Annotated in this window: 17 protein-coding genes; 3 read left to right on the forward strand and 14 right to left on the reverse strand. The window is 66.0% G+C overall.

What is annotated here, in order from left to right:
• Positions 1-23: 23 nt before the first annotated feature.
• The 6 genes from ACP146_RS23625 to tsaB all read right to left on the reverse strand — a co-directional run bounded on the left by ACP146_RS23625 (position 24) and on the right by tsaB (position 4,578).
• On the reverse strand, positions 24-893 hold the full coding sequence (locus ACP146_RS23625; RefSeq protein ID WP_422369212.1) for a lysophospholipid acyltransferase family protein: 870 nt from the start codon (positions 891-893) through the stop codon (positions 24-26).
• 3 nt (positions 894-896) lie between these two features.
• A complete protein-coding gene (locus tag ACP146_RS23630) occupies positions 897-1,859 on the reverse strand; it encodes a GNAT family N-acetyltransferase (RefSeq protein WP_422369213.1) in 963 nt (320 codons plus the stop codon).
• Between the two features lie 107 nt (positions 1,860-1,966).
• Positions 1,967-2,416 carry a Fur family transcriptional regulator gene (locus ACP146_RS23635; protein WP_422369214.1) on the reverse strand — a complete coding sequence of 150 codons (450 nt, stop codon included), beginning with the start codon at positions 2,414-2,416 and terminating at the stop codon, positions 1,967-1,969.
• Positions 2,417-2,657: 241 nt separating this feature from the next.
• On the reverse strand, positions 2,658-3,068 hold the full coding sequence (locus tag ACP146_RS23640) for a MucR family transcriptional regulator (RefSeq protein ID WP_422369215.1): 411 nt from the start codon (positions 3,066-3,068) through the stop codon (positions 2,658-2,660).
• Positions 3,069-3,319: 251 nt separating this feature from the next.
• On the reverse strand, positions 3,320-3,844 hold the full coding sequence (locus ACP146_RS23645) for a GNAT family N-acetyltransferase (protein ID WP_422369216.1): 525 nt from the start codon (positions 3,842-3,844) through the stop codon (positions 3,320-3,322).
• On the reverse strand, positions 3,841-4,578 hold the full coding sequence (gene tsaB / locus ACP146_RS23650; protein ID WP_422369217.1) for a tRNA (adenosine(37)-N6)-threonylcarbamoyltransferase complex dimerization subunit type 1 TsaB: 738 nt from the start codon (positions 4,576-4,578) through the stop codon (positions 3,841-3,843). The genes ACP146_RS23645 and tsaB overlap by 4 nt, the downstream gene beginning before the upstream one ends.
• A gap of 146 nt (positions 4,579-4,724) precedes the next feature.
• Here tsaB and ddpX point away from each other — a divergent pair, with 146 nt between their 5' ends.
• Positions 4,725-5,291 (forward strand): D-alanyl-D-alanine dipeptidase, encoded by a 567-nt coding sequence (gene ddpX, locus ACP146_RS23655; protein ID WP_422369218.1) that lies wholly within the window; start codon positions 4,725-4,727, stop codon positions 5,289-5,291.
• A gap of 13 nt (positions 5,292-5,304) precedes the next feature.
• On the opposite strand, the gene ACP146_RS23660 is transcribed toward ddpX, so the two are convergent.
• A complete protein-coding gene (locus tag ACP146_RS23660; protein ID WP_422369219.1) occupies positions 5,305-5,895 on the reverse strand; it encodes a malonic semialdehyde reductase in 591 nt (196 codons plus the stop codon).
• Between the two features lie 194 nt (positions 5,896-6,089).
• Here ACP146_RS23660 and ACP146_RS23665 point away from each other — a divergent pair, with 194 nt between their 5' ends.
• A complete protein-coding gene (locus ACP146_RS23665; RefSeq protein WP_422369220.1) occupies positions 6,090-7,226 on the forward strand; it encodes a polysaccharide deacetylase family protein in 1,137 nt (378 codons plus the stop codon).
• A gap of 67 nt (positions 7,227-7,293) precedes the next feature.
• Here ACP146_RS23665 and ACP146_RS23670 read toward each other — a convergent pair whose 3' ends face one another.
• The 6 genes from ACP146_RS23670 to ACP146_RS23695 all read right to left on the reverse strand — a co-directional run bounded on the left by ACP146_RS23670 (position 7,294) and on the right by ACP146_RS23695 (position 15,819).
• Complete coding sequence (locus tag ACP146_RS23670) at positions 7,294-8,301, reverse strand: glucosaminidase domain-containing protein (RefSeq protein ID WP_422369221.1); 1,008 nt, start codon at positions 8,299-8,301, stop codon at positions 7,294-7,296.
• Between the two features lie 199 nt (positions 8,302-8,500).
• Positions 8,501-9,061 carry a NifU family protein gene (locus ACP146_RS23675; protein ID WP_422369222.1) on the reverse strand — a complete coding sequence of 187 codons (561 nt, stop codon included), beginning with the start codon at positions 9,059-9,061 and terminating at the stop codon, positions 8,501-8,503.
• Between the two features lie 202 nt (positions 9,062-9,263).
• Positions 9,264-9,776 (reverse strand): universal stress protein, encoded by a 513-nt coding sequence (locus tag ACP146_RS23680; RefSeq protein WP_422369223.1) that lies wholly within the window; start codon positions 9,774-9,776, stop codon positions 9,264-9,266.
• A gap of 125 nt (positions 9,777-9,901) precedes the next feature.
• Entirely contained in the window at positions 9,902-10,930 is a 1,029-nt protein-coding gene (gene trpS, locus ACP146_RS23685) for a tryptophan--tRNA ligase (RefSeq protein ID WP_422369224.1), read from the reverse strand.
• Positions 10,931-10,996: 66 nt separating this feature from the next.
• Positions 10,997-12,568, reverse strand: coding sequence for a murein biosynthesis integral membrane protein MurJ (gene murJ / locus ACP146_RS23690; RefSeq protein WP_422369225.1), 1,572 nt, complete (start codon positions 12,566-12,568; stop codon positions 10,997-10,999).
• A gap of 272 nt (positions 12,569-12,840) precedes the next feature.
• On the reverse strand, positions 12,841-15,819 hold the full coding sequence (locus tag ACP146_RS23695) for a [protein-PII] uridylyltransferase (RefSeq protein ID WP_422369226.1): 2,979 nt from the start codon (positions 15,817-15,819) through the stop codon (positions 12,841-12,843).
• Positions 15,820-15,903: 84 nt separating this feature from the next.
• On the opposite strand from ACP146_RS23695, the gene ACP146_RS23700 reads away from it, so the two are divergent.
• Complete coding sequence (locus ACP146_RS23700; RefSeq protein WP_422369227.1) at positions 15,904-16,401, forward strand: hypothetical protein; 498 nt, start codon at positions 15,904-15,906, stop codon at positions 16,399-16,401.
• Positions 16,402-16,716: 315 nt separating this feature from the next.
• Here the strand turns inward: ACP146_RS23700 and mutS are convergent, their stop codons facing one another.
• Complete coding sequence (gene mutS, locus ACP146_RS23705; RefSeq protein WP_422369228.1) at positions 16,717-19,446, reverse strand: DNA mismatch repair protein MutS; 2,730 nt, start codon at positions 19,444-19,446, stop codon at positions 16,717-16,719.
• Positions 19,447-19,599: the final 153 nt, after the last annotated feature.

Genomic DNA, 19,599 nt, shown 5'->3' on the forward strand with positions numbered 1-19,599 from the left:
GGTCCCAGGCCCGGCCCGAGACTTCAGCCCGCCACCTCCGCTCCAGGGGCCGCTCCCGAGGCTGCCTCCGAAGCCGCTCCGGAGGGCAGCGCCTGGGGTTGCCGCCGGCCTGACAGCGCCTCGGCAACGCCGCGGGAAACCACCGCATGACAGTGGTCGCACAAAGCCTTGCGCGAGCCAAAGCGCTCGATCGTGACCGCCTCGTGAAATTCCACGACGACCGTGACGTAGCCAAGACCCAGGGCGTGCCAGAGGTGGGGCCCAAGTTCCATGTCGCCGTACCAGGCGAAAAACGGCCTTAGATAGCGGCCCAGAGGCACGCCGTCGAGTCTTGTGTAGCTGATCGAGACCGGCTGAACGGTCAGCGCCTCCCCACCCGGGCGCTGTTCGGCCACCGAGAAGAGGGCGCTTTTGAACGGCAGGATGCCGTTGCCGTCGCCCGATGTCCCCTCGGCAAAGAGCACGAGGTCGTCGCCGGCCTCCAGGCGCCGGGTGATCTGGTCCCGGTGGTCGGCGGTCCGCTGGGCGCGGCGCTCGACAAAAACCGTCTCCTGAAGCCGGGCCAGCCAGGAGAAGAACGGCCAGGTCGCGACCTCCGCCTTGGCGACGAAGGAAATCCGCGCCAGGGCGCCGAGCACCTCGATATCGAGATAGGAAACGTGGTTGGCGGCAAAGAGGGTCGGATGCCGGTCGGAGATCTCACCGCGCATCTGGATTCTGATCCCCAGGATCCGGCAGCTGCGCCGATGATACCAGTGCGGCAGGGATTTGCGCAGGGGCAGGCGCAGCGCGACAGCCAGAAACTGAACCGGCATCAGCACGGCGGTGAGGCTGAAGTAAACCAGCAGACGGCCGAGGGCGGTGATCGGCGAGCCGAAGTTGGGTGCCGCCATAGACTAGGACGAGCCCCGGGCGCCCTCCGGGGCGCCGGAAACATCACGAGATGCGCCCTCCGGAGCGCCCGAACCACTACGCGATGCGCCCTCCGGGGCGCCGGAAACACCACGAGACGCGCCCTCCGGGGCGCCGGAACCGTTGCCGGAAGCGCCGCCACCGGCGTCCTCGCGCTTGTAGTGGCGCAGGTATTTCTCGGTCACCCAGTCCGTCTTGACGACGATACAGACATCGGTGGTCCCGAACTCCCGGTCCACCACCGCGCCGTCGCCGACGAAACCGCCCAAGCGCAAGTAGCCCTTGATCAGCGGCGGCAGGGCCTGGCGGGCCGCAGGGATCTGCACCTCCTCGACCGGCAGCAGGTCCATCGGCACATAGCGGTCGGCCACCGCCCGGGCCCGCAGCGCCGGCGGCGCCAGATGATGATGATAGAGATAGGAAAGCGGCAGCTTCAGCTCGTCTGGATTCACACCGGGAAGACTGGCACAGCCGAACATGATGGAGATGTCGTAGTAGAAGACGTACTCCGCGATCCCGCGCCAGAGCAGTTGCATCGCCGCGCCGGTGCGGCAGGTCGGATCGACGCAGGACCGGCCGAGTTCCAGAACCTCCCCGGGATAGGCCTCTATGCTGTCGATCTCGTATTCGTCGCTGGTATAGAACTGGCCGCGGCGGCGCGCGCCCTCGCGGCGCATCACCCGGTAGGTGCCGACCACCGCTTCCGGTCCGTCGCCGCGCTCCTCGTCGAACACCAGCAGATGGTCACAGTAGTCGTCGAAAGAATCGAAGTCGCGGCGCGCGGCGCGCATTTCCTCGGTCGGCCGGGCGGACATCTGTTCGTAGAAGATTCTGTAGCGCAGGGCCTGGGCGGCGCGCACCTCCGCCCGACCCTCGGCGAGTCTGATCCGCAGGTTGCCGCCGACGACATCGACCGGCCGGTCTGAGTTGGTCTCCGCAAGGCTCATGTCATATCCATAGAGTCAAAAACCCAACGGCAGCCGAATAGTCTCACAACAAACAACCGATACCGGCCAAAACTCCAGCCGACAAGCCTCCGCGGCGTCCCGGCACCCTACTTCCCGCCTGACGACTTTCCTTCGTCTTTGCTCTCCTCCGCCGAGAGGCGCACGCCGTAGAGTTCCAGGCGATGGTCGACAAGGCGGTAGCCCAACGTCTTGGCGACCTCGGTCTGAAGCCGCTCGATTTCCTCGTTCGTGAATTCGATCACCTTGCCGGTCTTCACGTCGATCAAATGATCATGATGCTCTTCCGGACGCTCCTCGTAGCGCGCCCGGCCGTCGCCGAAGTCGTGCCGCTCCAGAATGCTGGCTTCTTCGAAGAGCTTGACCGTGCGGTAAACCGTCGCGATGGAAATCCGCGAATCTCGCTCCACCGCCCGCTGGTAAACCATTTCCACATCAGGATGGTCCGTCGACTCGGAGAGAACGCGCGCGATCACGCGTCTCTGCTCGGTCATTTTCAGACCTTTTTCAATGCACCGCTTCTCCAGGCGATCGGGCATACTCCCCAACCTCTCGTTTCGCCATCTTCACCACGCCCGGACTGAACCCACCGGGCCAATAGCCTAGTATAACTGAAGAAGCGCCGCCCGCCTAATCGACGGCGACGCCCCTGTTCATAGAATAAAGTAATCCGATGATGCCTTGATCGCCTGCGCTTTCCCGAGGGATTTCCCGAGGGATTTCCCGAGGGATTTCCCGAGGGATTTCAATGGGCGCTTTCGCCGGACGGTTGCGGCCCGCTTACTTGCGCCGGGCCCTTGTGCCCAGACCGATTTGCTTGGCCAGCTTGCTGCGCTGCTTGGCATAGTTCGGCGCCACCATGGGATAGTCCGCCGGCAAGCCCCAACGCTCACGGTAGTCTTCCGGCGACATGTCGTAGGCGGTCTTCAGGTGCCGTTTCAGCATCTTCAGTTTCTTGCCGTCTTCCAGGCAAACGATGTGGTCCGGCGTCACCGATTTCTTGATCGGCACCGCCGGTGAAGGGCGCTCCGGCTCCCGCTCGCGAGTCGTCCCGACGTTCGACAGCGTCTCGAACACGTCCCGAATGATCATCGGCAGGTCGGCCACCGCAACCGAGTTATTTGAAACGTGTGCTGCGACGATATTGGTCGTCAGGGAAAGCAGTTCGCTTTGCTTCGCTTGCTCGGACATTGACCTCTTCAACTCCTCCACATTGCTGTGGACTATATAAAAATTCTCCGTAAGAGAATCAACAACTATTCAATACGAAAATAATAGTTCGTATTTGATGCTCTGTCATTGACTATTCTTTGGCTGGAAAGTCGGAGGAATTACATCAATTTGCGAAAAACTTACAGAAATAGGCCCAATCGGGCTCAAGACGGACTGCAATTTACCGGATTCGCCGCCACCGGATCCTATCCCAGATCCACGTCAGAACCTCAAGCGGCGGCTATCCGTTTCCTGAGAATCAGCGCATCCACCGCCGGTCCCGAGGCCACACGGTAATAGCCGCTACGGCGGCCGGCCAAGCCAAACCCGAAGCTCTCATAGAAGGCCCACGCGCCCCGGTTGTTTTCCGCGACCTCAAGCTGAATCACGCCCGCGCCGCGATCCAACGCCGCAGCAATGCCGGCCTCGAGCAGCAGCCGGCCACTACCGGCGCGGCGGTGGCGGGGCAGCACACCCAAGCCCAGCACCTCGCTGGCGTCGATCACAACCTGACCCAGGAAAAAGCCGACAGGCTCCGAACCGGCAGCGGCGATCAGCGCGAAGCTGCCCGGCATCGCCAGCACCTCGGCCCAGGATCGGGCGGGCCAGGCCTCGCCAACATAGGTGGCGGCCGCGGCTTCAGGGCCGGCAGATGCTTCAGACGGCGCGTTCTCGTTGCCGTAACAGGCCGCCTGCAGCGCAGCCAGGAGCGACACCTCGCCGGGCGCGGCGGCGCGGATCTCGATCGCCGTCACGGTGCGCGCTTTCGACCGGCGCCGTTGGGTTTGGGACCCCTGGTCTTTGGCGGCGTGACATCCGGCTCGCGCAGATAAAGCGGTGCCGCCGGGCCGGTCGCCGCGGCGCCGCGCCGGCGGAGATGCAGGGCGGCACGTTCGGCCAGCAGGGCGGCGTCGGCGGCACCGGCAGCGGCCGCCCGCAGACAGTCTCCGCGCCCGGCCCGCTCAAGCACCTGAAGCCCGCGATCGGCCGCATCGCCGGTCAGCAGCAGCGGGCCCTCGGGCAGCGATCCGCCAAGATCGTCCAGCGCAACCTCGCGCGGGTCGCCCAGGGGAACGAGGGAAGCGTCGAAGAGCTGGAGAAAGACATCCTGCCGCTTTGAATCGATCAGGGCCGCGACCGTGCGCCCGGCCCGTTCCTCCGCCGTAGCCGCAGCCGCCGAGACCTCGAAAGATGCGATGCCGATCAGCGGCAGGCGACGCGCCAGCGCCAGGCCGCGGGCGGTCGCCAAACCGATGCGCACGCCGGTAAAGCCGCCGGGCCCGGTGGTGACGGCCAGGGCATCCAACGCCTCGAAGCCACCGCCCCAATCGGCCATGACCTCGGCAATCATCGGCACCAGATGCTCGGACTGGCCGCGGGACATGATCTGGAAGCGCCGCGACGCAACGCCGCCCGCCGCCCAGACCGCCGTCGAACAGGCGCCGCCCGCCGCCTCGATCGCCAGGATTGCCGGTTCGGAAGAAGTCACGGCCGCCGTCTCCAGGCCCTATCGCCCCACCGCCGCTTCGTGCTAACAGGGCCGATCCCGTGATCGCCACCACGCGATTTCATCGAGCACGGTTTCGCCAAGCCCCACCTCACAAAGCCCCAGTCCACAAAAGCTGCGCCTCCACCATGCCCTTGATTCCCATCGCCACGCCCGAATTCGACATCGACATCGCGCTGGCCTACGCCACCGCCGACAACGTGACCGGCAAACCGATCTACCGGCAAGCCGAAGCCCAACTGCATCCGCAGGCGGCCGAGGCCCTGCAGCGCGCCATCGCTCTGGCGGCCCCCCTGGGCCTGCGTTTCAGGGTTTTCGATGCCTTCCGGCCGGTCGAGGCCCAGTGGTGTCTCTGGGAGGCCTTTCCCGACCCGGAGTTCGTCGCCGATCCGAGACTTGGCTCCAACCACACCCGCGGCGTCGCGGTCGACCTGACGCTGATCGATGCCGCCAGCGGCGTCGAGCTGGACATGGGCACGGGCTTCGACGACTTCCGCCCGGCCGCCCACCACGGCCGCAGCGATGTCTCCGTCGAAGCGCAGCGCAACCGCGCCATCCTGCTGGGCGTCATGACGGCGGCGGGCTGGGACTGGAACCGCTACGAGTGGTGGCACTATCAGCTCTTCGATCCGCGGCGCTATCCCCTGCTGAGCGACACCGCCGCGCCGCGGGCGCTGATGGGCGAACACACCTGAGCGGGGGCAACCTCTAAAGCAGCTTGCAAGCCTCATCGAACTCCAGGCGCGGCGAACGGGGATGCAGTTTCTCCGGGTCGCCGTGGCCGAGGTTGCAGAGGAAATTCGAGCGCCAGGCCGTTCCGGCGAAGAATTCTTCATCCACCTTGGCACGGTCGAAACCGGACATGGGTCCGCAGTCGAGCCCCAGCGCCCGCGCGGCGATAATGAGATAAGCCCCCTGCAGGCTGCCGTTGCGCACCGCCGTCTGCTCGATGGCGGCGGGCTTTCCGGCGAACCAGCTGCGCGCGTCGGCATGGGGATACAACTTCGGCAGACTCTCATAAAATTCCATGTCATAGGCGATCACCGCGGTGGCCGGCGCCGCCATGGTATTGTCGACATTGCCGGCGTCGAGCGCCGGGCGCAGACGCTCCTTGGCCTCTTTGCTGCGCAGGAATAAAACCCGCATCGGGCTGCAGTTGGCGCTGGTCGGCCCCATCTTCGCCAGGTCATAGACGGCCTCCAGCAGAACATCGCTGACCTCCGCCGCCTGCCAGGCCGAATGGGTCCTTGCATTGCGGAAAATCTGGTCCAGGCCCGCATCGCTCAAGATTTCACTCACGGCTTATCCCTTTCTTAAGCTCCAGCAGCCACCCTCGCCCGTAGCCGGGGCTACTTAAACTTGTGGTTGCCCCCACGCGAAGCCGCTCCTGCTCGAAGCCGGCGGCCATACCTTGGCCTCTAGGCGTGGTATCGGCAAGTCCGATGCTTGGCCCGATGCTTCAGAGCAAAGAGGGATCGACGGAGGACGCTGACATGGTTGCGACGAGGTTCGCCGGGAAAAGCACCGCTTCGCTGCGCGCTTGGACGCAGAGGCGGATTCTGCCGCTGGCTCTGGGTGCCATCCTTGGCATTCCACTGCTGATGCCGGCCGGCGGGGCCGCCGCGCAGGAAGCCACGCCGCGCCCGGCAACCGCCCAGGCGGTCAGCAGCGGTGGCGCGGTGGTGCTGATGTACCATCGCTTCGGGGAAGACAGCCTGCCATCGACCAACGTGCGCCTCGCCCAGTTCGAAGCCCATCTCGACGAGCTGGCTAGCGGCGGCTATCGGGTTCTGCCGCTGCCGGAGATCGTCGCCGCCCTGGAGGAGGGCCGGCCGCTGCCCGACCGCGCGGTGGCCATCACCGTCGATGACGGCGCCCTCTCGGTCTATAGGGAAGCCTGGCCGCGGCTGCGCGCGCGCAACCTGCCGTTCACGGTTTTCGTCTCCAGCGAACCCCTGGACCGCAAGCTGCCCGGCTACCTGTCCTGGGATCAGCTGCGCGAGATGGTCGCCGCCGGCGGAGTCAGCGTCGGCAATCACGGCCACCGCCACAACCACATGACAATGCTGGACGCCGACGCACAACGCCGCAACATCGAAAAGGCCTCTCTGCGCCTCTTCGCCGAGCTTGGCGCCGCGCCGGAGATCTTCGCCTATCCCTATGGCGAGATCTCGGCCGAACTTCGGGCGACGGTAAGCGAACAGGGCTTCACCGCTGCCTTCGGACAGCACTCCGGCGCCATCGGCGGCATGACCGACCGCCTGGCGCTGCCGCGCTTTCCGATCAACGAAGCCTATGGCGACATGGACCGCTTCCGTCTGGTCGCCAACACACTGCCGCTGCCGGTGCGCGAGATCACCCCCGCGGACCCCTTCCTGCGCTCGGTGGCGCAGAACCCGCCGAGCTTCGGCTTCACCGTAGCCGGCGACATCGAGGACCTCAGCAACCTCAACTGTTTCGCCCGCGACGGGGAACCGGCGCTGACGCGTTTCGACAACAGGATCGAACTGCGGCTTGCGGGGCCCCTGCCGGCCGGACGGGCGCGGATCAACTGCACCCTGCGCACCGAAGACGGCCGCTGGCGCTGGTTCGGCACCCAGTTCGTGGTGACCGATCAGGCGGTACAGTAGGCAGAGAAACGCAGAGGCAAAGACCGCCCGGTCGAAAGCCGCCGCCGCAAACCCAATTCTTCTTCGATCAGCTGTCCTTGGGGAGATGCTCGAACCTGAGCCCGTCGAGGGCCAGAAGGTCGTTGCCGTTGATCAGCGACCGCAGGGCCTTCACGTAGACCTCGCCTTCCTCGGAATAGCTGGTCAGGCTGCCGGCCAGATGCAGGGCATTGGCGGTGCCCCCGAGAGCGCGCGCCTGGGCGCGGCGATCGCGCAGATCCTGATAGGCGCGATGACTGTTCAGGTTGTGGAGATAGGTGCGCACCGCCGACATCAGATCGGGAAAGGCCCGTACGCGAAAATCATCCCGCTCTGCATCCCGCGGCGCCAGGCCGGGGCCCTTGTCGCCCCAGACACGCTGGCCGAAGAGCGCGTTGGCGTTGCGGGCGAAACGCGAACGGCCCCAGCCGCTTTCCTGAGCCGCCTGGGCCAGGGCGAGACTGGCCGGCACCAGATCGATGCGGCTGAGAATATCCGCGTCGTCCGACGGCTCCGCACCATAAAAGTCCGCCACCCGATGCAGCCAAATCGCATCGCCGGCTTCGAGGCTTCCGACAACGCGGGCGTTCAAGAGATCGACCACTCTCTTGCGAATGCGGGCGATCTCCGTGTTTCCTTTCAGGATCAGCGGCAGCAGACTGCGCAGGAACAAAGCCTTGCGCGCATCGACATCGCTCAAGCTGTCGATATCCCGCGGCAGGCGGGCGACCGCCAGACGCGGTACTGCCGCCCCCTCCTGCAGCCTTTCCAGGGTATAGCCCTGCGCGTCGAAAAGCTTCGCGAGCTCGGCGGAGTCGCGCGGAGTCACGCGTTGCAATGACGGCCCCTCCGCCAGCAGACCCAGTTCCCGCCAACCCGACGTCGGCGAGGGCTGGCCGCCCTGCCAGAGCGCCAGCAGGAGGCAAAACCCGAAAGCGAAGGAAAGCACCGCAACGCGGCCGGCAAGGTTGCGGTTCGTGCGGTCCAGAAAGTGTTGAATCCGGGGATGCCACCTGCGCATCAGATCGACGACCAGAACCGGCATAGCTGCCGCCATTGATTCAATGCCTCCCCATAACCTGCGAGACCGCCTAACAGAGGGGACAGTAGTCGAGCTTCACAAAGAATTCGTTATCGGCAAAGCGCCACGGCGTGAACGTGCGTGAGGCTTTTTTGCGTCAACAGGACGCGGCACAAGAATGAAAATGGTTGCCCGAACGAAACGACCGGACGCTGCCGCCTGGCGCCGTTCCGCGCTAGACGACGGGGCGCACCTCGACGACCTCGGGGATGTAGTGCCGCAGCATGTTTTCGATGCCCATCTTCAGGGTCGCGGTCGAACTCGGGCAACCGGCGCAGGCACCCTGCATGTGCAGATAAACGACACCCTTGTCGAAACCGCGGAAGACGATGTCGCCGCCGTCCTGGGCAACAGCCGGACGCACACGGGTGTCGAGCAGTTCCTTGATCTGGCCGACAACCTCGTCGTCCTCGGCATCGCCGCTGTGGCCTTCATCGCCCGCGCCCGCATCAAGGTTCAAGACCGGACGCCCGGCGGTAAAATGCTCCATGATGACGCCGAGGATGGCCGGCTTCAGCAGATACCACTCGCGATCGTCGTCCTTGGTCACGGACACGAAGTCGGTTCCAAAGAACACGCCGACAATGCCGTCGACGCCGAACAGGCTCTCAGCCAGCGGCGAGCGGCCGGCGGAAGCTGCGTCCGGGAAATTCGCGGTGCCGCTTTCGAGCACGCTGCGCCCGGGCAGGAACTTCAGGGTCGCCGGGTTCGGCGTTTGCTCTGTTTGAATGAACATCGGACATCGCTCCTTGATCTCTCGCCCGCCCCATCTTGCGGTCCGCTGACCGGGCCAGGGTAAAGGCTTGTGGGAGGCCTGCTCCCCAGTCTGTCAACAATGTGGTCCGCAAGCGCCGGGCCTTCAAGCGCAAACGCCAATTCCTACCAATTTAATCATGATTAGCCAGGCAGGCCAAGTGCTTGTGAATCCTGTCCTGTTGTCAGGTGACCGCGTCGATTTCCTCGACCGTCATGGAGTCAGGCACGACGGTTACCGGGATATGCAAGCGCCCCAGGAACTTGCCGGTCATGGCCGAAACCAGAGGCCCCGGCCCGCGCTTGTTGGTGGCAGCGCCAAGCACGAGGATAGAGATGTTGGGCTCTTCGTCCAGCAGCTCCAGCAATTGGTCCCGCCGGTCGCCCTCGCGGACGTAGAGGATCGGCAGGGAACCGCAGAGGTTGCTGACTTCCGCGGCAAGACGCTGCAGGACCTGCTCGGCCTCGGTGCGGGCCTCCTCGCGCATGATATCGCCGACCGACATCCAGTGCTGGAACTCCGAAGGTTCCACCACATAGAGCATGGCGACCTTGCCGCCGGAGCTGCGCGCCCTCAAGGCGGCGAAGCGCAGGGCGACGCGCATCTCCTCGGTTTCATCGACGACGACCAGAAAAACACGAGGACTTTCTGCACTCGCGCTCGTCTCTGGGGTTGTCTTCTCTGGGGCTTCTGCCATGCGGGTTTCCTCGTGGTCTCTATCCAGCGAAAGACCTTCTCGCGCAGAATCCTGCCACTACCGGGCTTGGCCGCGCAATCACCTCGTTTTTCCCTCTTTTGGAGGGAGAATTATCGAAATCGGGTCTAAGGGCGCAGAAAGCCTACGATATCGTAGACTTCCGCAAGAATGGGATCGGCCAGGGCCCGCGCCCGCTCGGCCCCGTCGCGCAGCACCGAATCCACATGCCCGGGGTCCTCGACCATGCGCTTCATCTCGCTGCCCATCGGCCCCAGCCGGGCAACCGCAACATCGGTCATTTCCTTCTTGAAGTCGGCAAAACCCTTGCCTTCGAAGGCGGCGACGGTCTCGGCGACCGAGCGGCCGCTGAGGGCCGCATGGATGGTCAGCAGGTTGGCCGCTTCCGGCCGCGCCTCGCGGAATTCCGCGGTGAACTGGTCATCGCCGCCGACCACTGAAGGATCGGGCAAGAGCTCTGAATCGCTGGTGGCGCGGCGGATTTTCTTGGCCACCGCATCGGCATCGTCGGTCATGTTGATGCGGGCCGCGTCCGAGGCGTCCGAGGAGCTCATCTTCCTGGCGCCGTCGCGCAGCGACATCACCCGGGTCGCCGAGCCCTGGATCAGCGGCTCGACGATGGGAAAGCAGTCGACGCCGAAGTCGTTGTTGAACTTCTGCGCGATGTCGCGGGTCAGTTCCAGATGCTGCTTCTGATCCTCTCCCACCGGCACATGCGTGCCCTTGTAGACCAGAATGTCGGCGGCCATCAGGTTGGGATAGACATAGAGACCGGAGGAGGCCTTCTCGCGGTTCTTGCCCGCCTTATCCTTGAACTGGGTCATGCGGTTCAGCCAGCCGAGGCGGGTGACGCAGTTGAACACCCAGGCCAGCTCGGCATGGGCAGCCACCTGGGACTGGTTGAAGATGATCGACTTTTTCGGATCGATCCCCGCCGCCAGGTAGCCGGCGGTCACCTCCCGCGTGCGCTGGCGCAGTTCGGCGGGGTCCTGCCAGACCGTGATGGCATGAAGATCGACGACGCAGTAGATGCAGTCGTTGTCGGTCTGCAGATCGACAAAGCGGCGGATCGCGCCGAGGTAGTTGCCGAGGTGGAGATTGCCGGAGGGCTGGACGCCGGAGAAGATGCGTTTCATCGGAGAGCTGCTGAGCCGAGGGGAAGAAGGGGTGAGGCGGGGTTATCGCTGGCCCAACCCAGCGGGTCAAGTTCCGTCGGAGCCGCCTTCCGCGCCCGGCCGCCGCCGGATGGCGGCCAGCAGCTCGCTGCGCGAGACCGCGCCCGAAACGAAGGCCGCCAGCGCATAGGCCGCCAGCCCGGCGGCGACCAGGACCACCAGTGCGGCGATGCGATCGAAGAAGGTATCGCCGAGCCAGCCGGCCAGGGCCGTCTGCAGGCCCCAGAGCACCAGCCCCATCACCGCCGAGGCCCCCAGGATACGGGGCAGGCGATGGCGGAAACGCTGGTCCAGGGCCCAGAAGCCGTGACGGCGCAGCGACCAGATCAGCAGCAGGGTGTTCAGCCAGGCGGCCAGGGCCGTCGCCAGGGCGATGCCGACGTGATCCAGGGTGAGGAACAGCACGAGGCTGAGGACGATATTGGCGATCACCGAAACGACCGAGAAACGGAACGGCGTCACCGTGTCTTCGCGGGCATAAAAGGCCGGCTGCAGGATCTTCACCAGCACATAGGCCGGCAGGCCGCCGGCGAAAGCGGCCAGCGCCGCCGCGGTGGCCGCCGCATCGGCCTGGCCGAAGGCGCCGTGCTGAAACAGCCCGCCGACGATGGCCCCGGGGATGACCAGCAGCGCCAGGGTGGCGGGCAGGGTCAGCAGCAGGGCGAATTCCAGGCCGCGGTTGAGGCTGTGCATCGCCGCTTCCTCGGCGCCGCTGCGCAGCTTGCGCGCCATGTCGGGCAGCAGGACGATGCCGATGGCGATGCCGATCAACCCGAGGGGCAGCTGATACACCCGGTCGGCGTAGTAGAGGTAGGAAAACGCCCCCTCCTGCCAGCTGGCGATGGAGGAACCGACGAAGATGTTGATCTGCAGGGCGCCGGCGGAGAGCACGCCGGGCACCAGAAGCACCAGCAGGCGGCGCACCCCCGGCGTGAAGCGCGGGCGCGGCAGTCTCAGTTTCATACCGGCCCGGGCCGCCGCCACGGCGAGGAAGATCATCTGCGCCGCGCCGGCAAGGCAGACCGTCCAGGCCATCAGATAGCCCGGCGCCCCGGTGAAGGGCAGCACCAGGGTCAGAGCCAGGATGAAAAGGATATTCAGGAGGATCGGCGCCGCCGCCGCCGCGGCAAAGCGGTAGAGCGAGTTCAGCACCCCGCTGATCAGCGCCACCACCGCCATGAACAGCAGGTAGGGAAAGGTGATGCGCGACAGCTCCACCGCCAGGGCGAGCTTTTCCGGGTCCTGGGAAAAGCCCGAGCCGATCACGTAGATGAACCAGGGCATCCCGGCCATGGCCGCGGCGGAGATCACCAGCAGGCCGGTGATCAGGACCGAGAGCGCCTCTTCGGCAAAGCGCTTCGCCGCCGCCTCGCCCTCCTGCTCCAGGCGCCGGGCGAAAAGCGGCACGAAGGCGGCATTGAAGGCCCCCTCGGCGAACAGCCGGCGAAACAGGTTGGGCAGGCGAAAGGCGGCGAAGAAGGCATCGGCCACCGGGCTGGCGCCGACCACGTTGGCGATCAGGATATCGCGGACGAAGCCGAGCACCCGGCTGATGCCGGTATAGCCGCCGACGGTTGCGATGGAGCGAACGAGAGACATGCTCCTGACTAACTAAAGAAATGTGGCTGATTTAGGAAGGCGTTATGCACATAAGGCTGGCACACGCGGCCCGATTCGACGCCAGGCGGAAAAGCTGGGATAGCCTGCCGAAGAACAACGAAGGAGCCTTGGCTATCCTTCGAGACAGCCCCTTGCGGGGCTTCCTCAGGATGAGGTTTGGCTCAGGTTCACTGATATTGCCTCATGCTGAGGAGGCGTGAAACGCCGTCTCGAAGCATGTCACCGCCGCTCTGTCGATTCTTCAGTGCCAGTCAGCGCGCGCCGCGGGCGGATTTGGCGCCGGCCCTGGCGGCCTTGGGGGCGGCCTTGGCGGCCGCTTTAGGCACCCGTTTCGGCGTCGCCTTGGCCGCCTTGCCGGAGGTTTTCCCAGGGGTTTTGGCTGTAGCTTTAGCCGGGGCTTTGGAAGCCGTCTTCGCCGGCTTCCTGGCGGCGGTGCAGTCGCCCTCCTCCAGCGCCGCGATCAGCTTGCGCTCGATGTTGCGCAGGCGGATCTTGTTGTCGATCTTGCCGCCCAGCGCGTCCTGCACATAGAAGACGTCGACCGCGCGTTCGCCGAAGGTGGCGATGCGCGCCGCCTTGATGATGAGGTTCAGTTTGGTCAGCGCCTGGGTCACCTGATAGAGCAGGCCCGGGCGGTCCCGGCCGTTGACCTCAACCACCGTGTGGTTACGGCTCGCCTTGTTGTCGATCAGGACCTGCGGGGAGACCTTGAAGACCCGCAGGCGGCTGGGGATCGGCGACTGCTGCGCTTCCAGTTCCTGCAGGGGCCGCAGGCGTCCCGCCAGGCAGCTTTCGATCGCCGCCGAAAGCCGCGCCAGCTTGCCGGGCTGATCGAAGGGCCCGCCGGCGGCGTCTTCGACGTAGAAGGAGTCGAGCGCCATGCCGTTCCTGAGGGTGAAGATGCGCGCCGCGGTGATCGAGGCGCCGGCCACCGCCATGGCCCCGGCGATGCGGTTGAACAGGCCGGGGTGATCGGCGGCGTAGACCGTGACCTCGGTGGCCTCGCGGTAGCGGTCGACCCGGGTATCGATGGTCAGCGGGGCGGCGTTGGCCTCGGCTTCGCGCACCAGGCGGGCATGGCGCAGATGGGCTTCGGCGTCCAGGCCGCTCCAATAGGCCGGATAGCCGCGGCGCAGGTGGGCAGTGATGTCCTTGGCGGTCCAGCCGGCCTCCTGCAGTTTCTCCTTCAAGGCTTCCTTGGCCTGCTTCACCCTTGCGTCGCGGCTCTGCGCGGCAAGCCCGCCGGAAAGCAGAGCCTCGGTGCGCCAATAGAGATCGCGCAGCAGGGCCGCCTTCCAGGCATTCCAGACTCCGGGACCGACGGCGCGGATGTCGGCGACGGTGAGCACGAGGAGCAGACGCAGACGTTCGGGCGACTGCACGAGGTCGGCAAAGTCCTGCAGCGTCTTGGGGTCGTCGATATCGCGCTTAAAAGCAGTGTCGCTCATCGCCAGGTGATGCAGCACCAGCCAGGCCACGGTCTCGGTCTCAGCCGCGGTGAAGCCGAAGCGCGGGCAGACCTTCTCGGCCACCTCGGCGCCGAGGATCGAATGGTCGCCCGGACGCCCCTTGGCGATGTCGTGCAGCAGCACCGCCATATAAAGAACCCGCCGCGACAGAACCTTGTGCACCACTTCGCTGGCGATCGGCGCTTCGGTGGCGAGGCTGCCCTGTTCGATGGCGTGCAGGATGCCGATGGCGAAGATGGTGTGCTCATCCACCGTATAGTGGTGGTACATGTTGTATTGCATCTGCGCGACGACGCGGCCGAAGTCCGGCAGGAAACGGCCGAAGACACCGGCCTCGTTGAGACGCCGCAGGGTGACTTCCGGATCGTGGCCGGAGGTCAGCATCTGCATGAAAAGCTCGTTGGCCTCCGCATTGCCGTGCAGCGTCTTGTTCACCCGTTTCAGGTTCTGGGTGATCCAGCGCAACGCCTGGGGATGAATATCCAGTTCGTGTTTCTGCGCGACGCGGAAGATGCGCAGCATCTCCACCGGGTTCTCCGCGAAGACCTCGCCGGAGCCGACGGTGAGGCGGTCGCGCTCCAGCCCGAAGCCCTCGATCTTGCGGCGGCGGCGCAGGCTCGGCAGGCGAAAGCGCGAGCGCCGGTCATGTTCGGCCTCGATGGCCGCGCAGAAGATGCGGGTCAGATCGCCGACCTCCTTGGCGACCAGGAAGTAGCGTTTCATGAAACGCTCGACATCCATCAGCCCGGCATGGGCGGTGAAGCCCATCAGCGGCGCCAGATCCTTTTGCATGTCGAAGGTCAGCCGCTCGTCGGCCCGCCCGGCGCGGTAGTGCATGAGGCAGCGCAGGGTCCAGAGAAAGTTCTGCGCCTTTTCGAAGCGCCGCACCTCCGCCGCGGTGAAGACCTTGCGGTCAACCAGCTTGGCGATGTCGTCGACGTTGTAGAGGTACTTGGCGATCCAGAACAGCGTGTGGAGATCGCGCAGGCCGCCCTTGCCCTCTTTGATGTTGGGCTCCAGCGAGTAGCGCGATCCGCCGAAGCGCTTGTGGCGATTGGACCGCTCGGTCAGCTTGGCCTCGATGAACTTCGCCCCGCCGCCGGCCTGAACCTCACGGGCAAAGCGCTTACGCAGTTCGCGGAACAGGTCCTGGTCGCCCCACAGCCAGCGCGCCTCCAGAAGCGAGGTGCAGATGGTGACGTCGCTCTTGGCGAGGCGGATGCAGTCGTTCACCGAGCGGGTCGCATGGCCGACCTTGAAGCCGAGGTCCCAGAGGAAATAAAGCACCTCCTCGACCACCTGCTCGCTGCGCGGGGTCGACTTGTAGGGGTGCAGGAACAGCAGGTCGATGTCGGACTGCGGCGCCAGATCACCGCGCCCGTAGCCGCCGACGGCAACCATGCAGAGCCGCTCCCCGGTCGAGGGATTGGCGAGGGGGTAGAGCCGCTGGCCGACATGGTCGTAGACCACCCGTACCAGCTGATCGACGAGGAAGGACTGGGCGCGCACCGTCGCGGTGCCGGAAGCCCCGGCATCGAAGCGCCGCCGGACCTCGGCCAGGCCATCCGCCAGGGCCGTCTTCAGCAGGTCCAGCACCGCCGCCCGCTGGGCCGGGCCGGGGCCGTGACGCGCGACCGTTTCCTCCAGCAGGCCAAGCAGGCGCCGCCGGTTGAAAATCGCCCGGCGATCCCCGACGCGGCGGTACTCTTCCGGCTCGGCTTCGGCCGCTTCGGGCGCGGTTATGTCCAGGCTTGCAGCCATGTTACCCTTGGTTTCGTCCTTGCCAGAGCGCCCCGTCGCACGGTGCAGTCTGGGAACAGTAGCCCAATACAGGAGCCGGACAGTATGCCACGAATCCTTTGTGCGGTCCTAAGCACTGTTTGCCTGCTGACCATTCTCGGCGCCTGCGCCGGCCCCAGCGACCCGCCGGTGATGCGTGCCTCGGCAGCGGCCGAAGCCCGCCAGATCCAGATCCGGGTCGACGACCTGCCGCCGGCCCGGGAGATCACCGATGTGGTGCTGATCGATCCGGAAGGCAAGGAAACCAAGGCCCGCGACCGCCAGATCGTCACCCGCGAGGTCGGCGACGGCGGCGCCTCGGGCCCCGGGGTCAGCGTCGGGGCCACCGGCGGCTCCTCCAGCGGCGTGAAGCCCTTCATCTCCCTCGGCTACATCTTCAGCAGCCGCCGCGACGAACGGCGCAGCCGCTACCTGACCGCGGTCATTCCCCTGGCTGACCCGGAAGCCTATGACAGCGGCTTTCGCGACTCCCGCATCGAGGTGCGCTACCGCGACGCCGAAGGCGGCGAGGGGCTGCTCACCCTGGCAGCACCGCCGCCTTGACGGTTCCCGCATCCAAATCCTGGGCCATCCTTCGAGACACCCACTAGATCGGATCATGTTTTGACGGAACCACTGCGTGGTTTCGCCAAAACATGTGAATCCGATCGGCATCAAACAGTTAGAGCAGATTCACCGGGTTGGATGGATCGCTCCCAATTGGTTTGCTCGGGCGATTCCATCAAACCCGGATCTGCTCTAGCGGGGCTTCCTCAGGATGAGGTTCCCCGTGAAGACACCCCCGAACCCTCATGCTGAGGAGACCGCGCAGCGGTCGTCTCGAAGCATCTCTGCCACCGGTTCTCGACCTTACGGCAATCAGCCCGTTTTTTCAGAGTCCAGCAAGCCTTTCAGGCGATAGACCAGATCCAGCGCTTCTCGGGGGCTGAGGGCATCGGCGTCGGTCTCGGCCAGGGCCTCCTCCACGGCGCTGCTCTCCGGCGCCGCAGCTTCGGCCTGGGCCAGGGTGGCGGCAAAGAGCGGCAAGTCGTCGGCGAGGCGCGACAGCGCCCCGGCCTGCTCGCCCTGTTCCAGGCTGGCCAGCACCGCCTCGGCGCGGGCAATGGCCGCCTTGGGCAACCCGGCCAGCTTGGCGACATGAATGCCGTAGGAGCGGTCGGCGGCACCGGCCACGACCTCGTGCAGGAAGACCACCTCGCCCTGCCATTCCTTCACCCGCATGGCATGGCAGGAGAGGGCGTCGAGCTTGGCGGCAAGCGCCGTCAGTTCGTGATAGTGGGTGGCGAAGAGGGCGCGGCAGCGGTTCACCTGGTCCAGATGCTCGATGCAGGCCCAGGCGATGGAAAGCCCGTCGAAGGTCGCCGTGCCGCGGCCGATCTCGTCCAGGATGACGAGGGAACGCGGCCCCGCCTGATTGAGGATCGCCGCCGTCTCGACCATTTCCACCATAAAGGTGGAGCGGCCCCGGGCTAGGTCGTCTGCCGCGCCGACGCGGCTGAACAGCCGGTCCACCAGGCCGATCCGCGCCGCCGCCGCCGGCACATAGCTGCCCATCTGGGCGAGCACGGCGATCAGCGCGTTCTGGCGCAGGAAAGTACTCTTACCGGCCATGTTGGGGCCGGTGATCAGCCAGATGCGCCCCGCTTCCTCCAACTTGCAGTCGTTGGCGACGAAACCGCTTTCCTGGGCCTGGGACAGCGCCGCTTCGACCACCGGATGGCGGCCGCCGGTAATCTCAAAGGCCGTGCTGTCGTCGATCTGCGGACGGCACCAGCGCTGGCTGACCGCCAGTTCGGCCAGCGCCGCCGTCACGTCCAGCGCCGCCAGCGCCTGCGCCGCCCGGCCAATCCCAGCCGCCTGTTCCAGCACCCGGGTTACCAGCTTCTGGAAGATCTCCAGTTCCAGCGAGAGGGCGCGCTCGGCGGCGCTGGCGATTTTCTGTTCCAGCTCCGAGAGTTCGACCGTGGTGAAGCGCACCGCCGAGGCCAGGGTCTGGCGGTGAATGAACGGCCCTTCGCCCTCGGTCCTGATCTTGCCGGCATGGGTCGGCGTCACCTCGATGAAGTAGCCGAGGACATTGTTGTGCTTGATCTTCAGGCCGCTGACGCCGCTTTCGCCGGCATAGCGTGTCTGCAGCCCGGCGATCAGCTTGCGGCTGTCGTCGCGCAGCGCCCGCAACTCGTCCAGCGCCGGATCGAAACCTGCCGCGATGGCACCGCCGTCGCGTGCCAGCATCGGCGGTTCGGCCGCCAGGGCGGCCTCCAGATGGCCGACCAGATCACGGTGGCCGCCGAGACTCCGTAAAGCCTCATCCGGGAAAGCGGCGGCGCTCAGCCCGGCAGAGCCCAAGGCGGCGGCGATCAGATCGTGCAGCCCGCCGGCCACCGCCAGCGCCGCGCGGATCGCCCCCAGGTCGCGCGGACCGCCACGGCCGAGGCTGAGGCGCGACAGCGCCCTTTCGATATCCGGACAGCGCCGCAGGTTGCGGCGCAGGGCATCGCGCAGATCGGTCTCGGCGATCAGCCAGCCGATCTGGTCGTGGCGCGCGCCAATCGCCGCCGCCTCGGTCAGCGGTGCCGAGAGGCGGGCAGCCAGCAGGCGGGCCCCCGCGCCGGTGACGGTTCGGTCGATGGTCGCCAGCAGAGTGCCGTCGCGCCCGCCGCTGAGCGCCTCGGTCAGTTCCAGATTGCGACGGGTCGCGGCGTCGATTTCCATCACCGTGCCGCCGCCCAGGCGGCGCGGCGCCAGCAGTCGCGGCATGCGGCCTTTCTGGGTCAGGGCGACATAGTCGAGAAGCGCGCCGGCGGCAGCCAGTTCGGCCCGGCTGAAGGAACCGAAGGCGTCCAGCGCCTTCACCGCGAAGGTCTCTTCCAGCCGCTTTGCGGCGTTGCCGCTGTCGAAGCGCACGGCGGGCAGGGGGCTGAGGCGGTCGCCCAGATCGCTCAGGGCGGCGGCGAATTCGGGCCGCGCCAGCAAGGTCTCCGGCAGGATCACCTCGCCGGGGTCGAGGCGCGCCAGGATGGTGGTCAGGTTGGCGGGCTCCAGCGCCTGGGCCTGGAACAGGCCGGTGGAAATGTCGAGCCAGGCAATGCCCAGGCCGCCACCGGCCTGGGCCAGGGCGGCGAGATAATTGTTGGCACGGGCATCCAAAAGCGCGTCTTCGGTGATGGTGCCCGGGGTCACGACCCGCACCACATCGCGCCGCACCACCGATTTGCTGCCGCGCTTCTTGGCGGCGGCGGGGTCTTCCATCTGTTCGCAGACCGCCACCTTGAAGCCACCGCGGATCAGGCGGGAGAGGTAACCGTCAGCGGAATGGACCGGCACCCCGCACATGGGGATGTCGGCGCCCTGGTGCTGGCCGCGTTTGGTGAGGGCGATGTCGAGGGCCGCCGAGGCTTTTTCCGCGTCCTCGAAGAACAGCTCGTAGAAATCCCCCATGCGATAGAACAGAAGCACGCCGGGATGCGCTTCCTTGATCTCCAGATACTGCGCCATCATCGGCGTCACGCCGCTTTTTGCGGTCCCGGCCGTAGCGGTGCGGGCAGGCGCGTCCTGCGGGGAAAGGGGAGCTGCTTTAGCGGTCATCGACTCTTGGCTCTGGGCCAGGGGGGTTCCGGCTCGGCAGAAAGTTATCCCAGGCACAGCGATTCTAGGCAAGCGGGGGTTCTAGGCAAGCGGCGCCTGTCCTATGCGACTGGGGACTATACGTTTGGCGTCTGTGCTTTGGCGAGCATGCTC

Source organism: Pelagibius sp. (assembly GCF_965249265.1).
Taxonomy (GTDB): domain Bacteria; phylum Pseudomonadota; class Alphaproteobacteria; order Kiloniellales; family Kiloniellaceae; genus Pelagibius.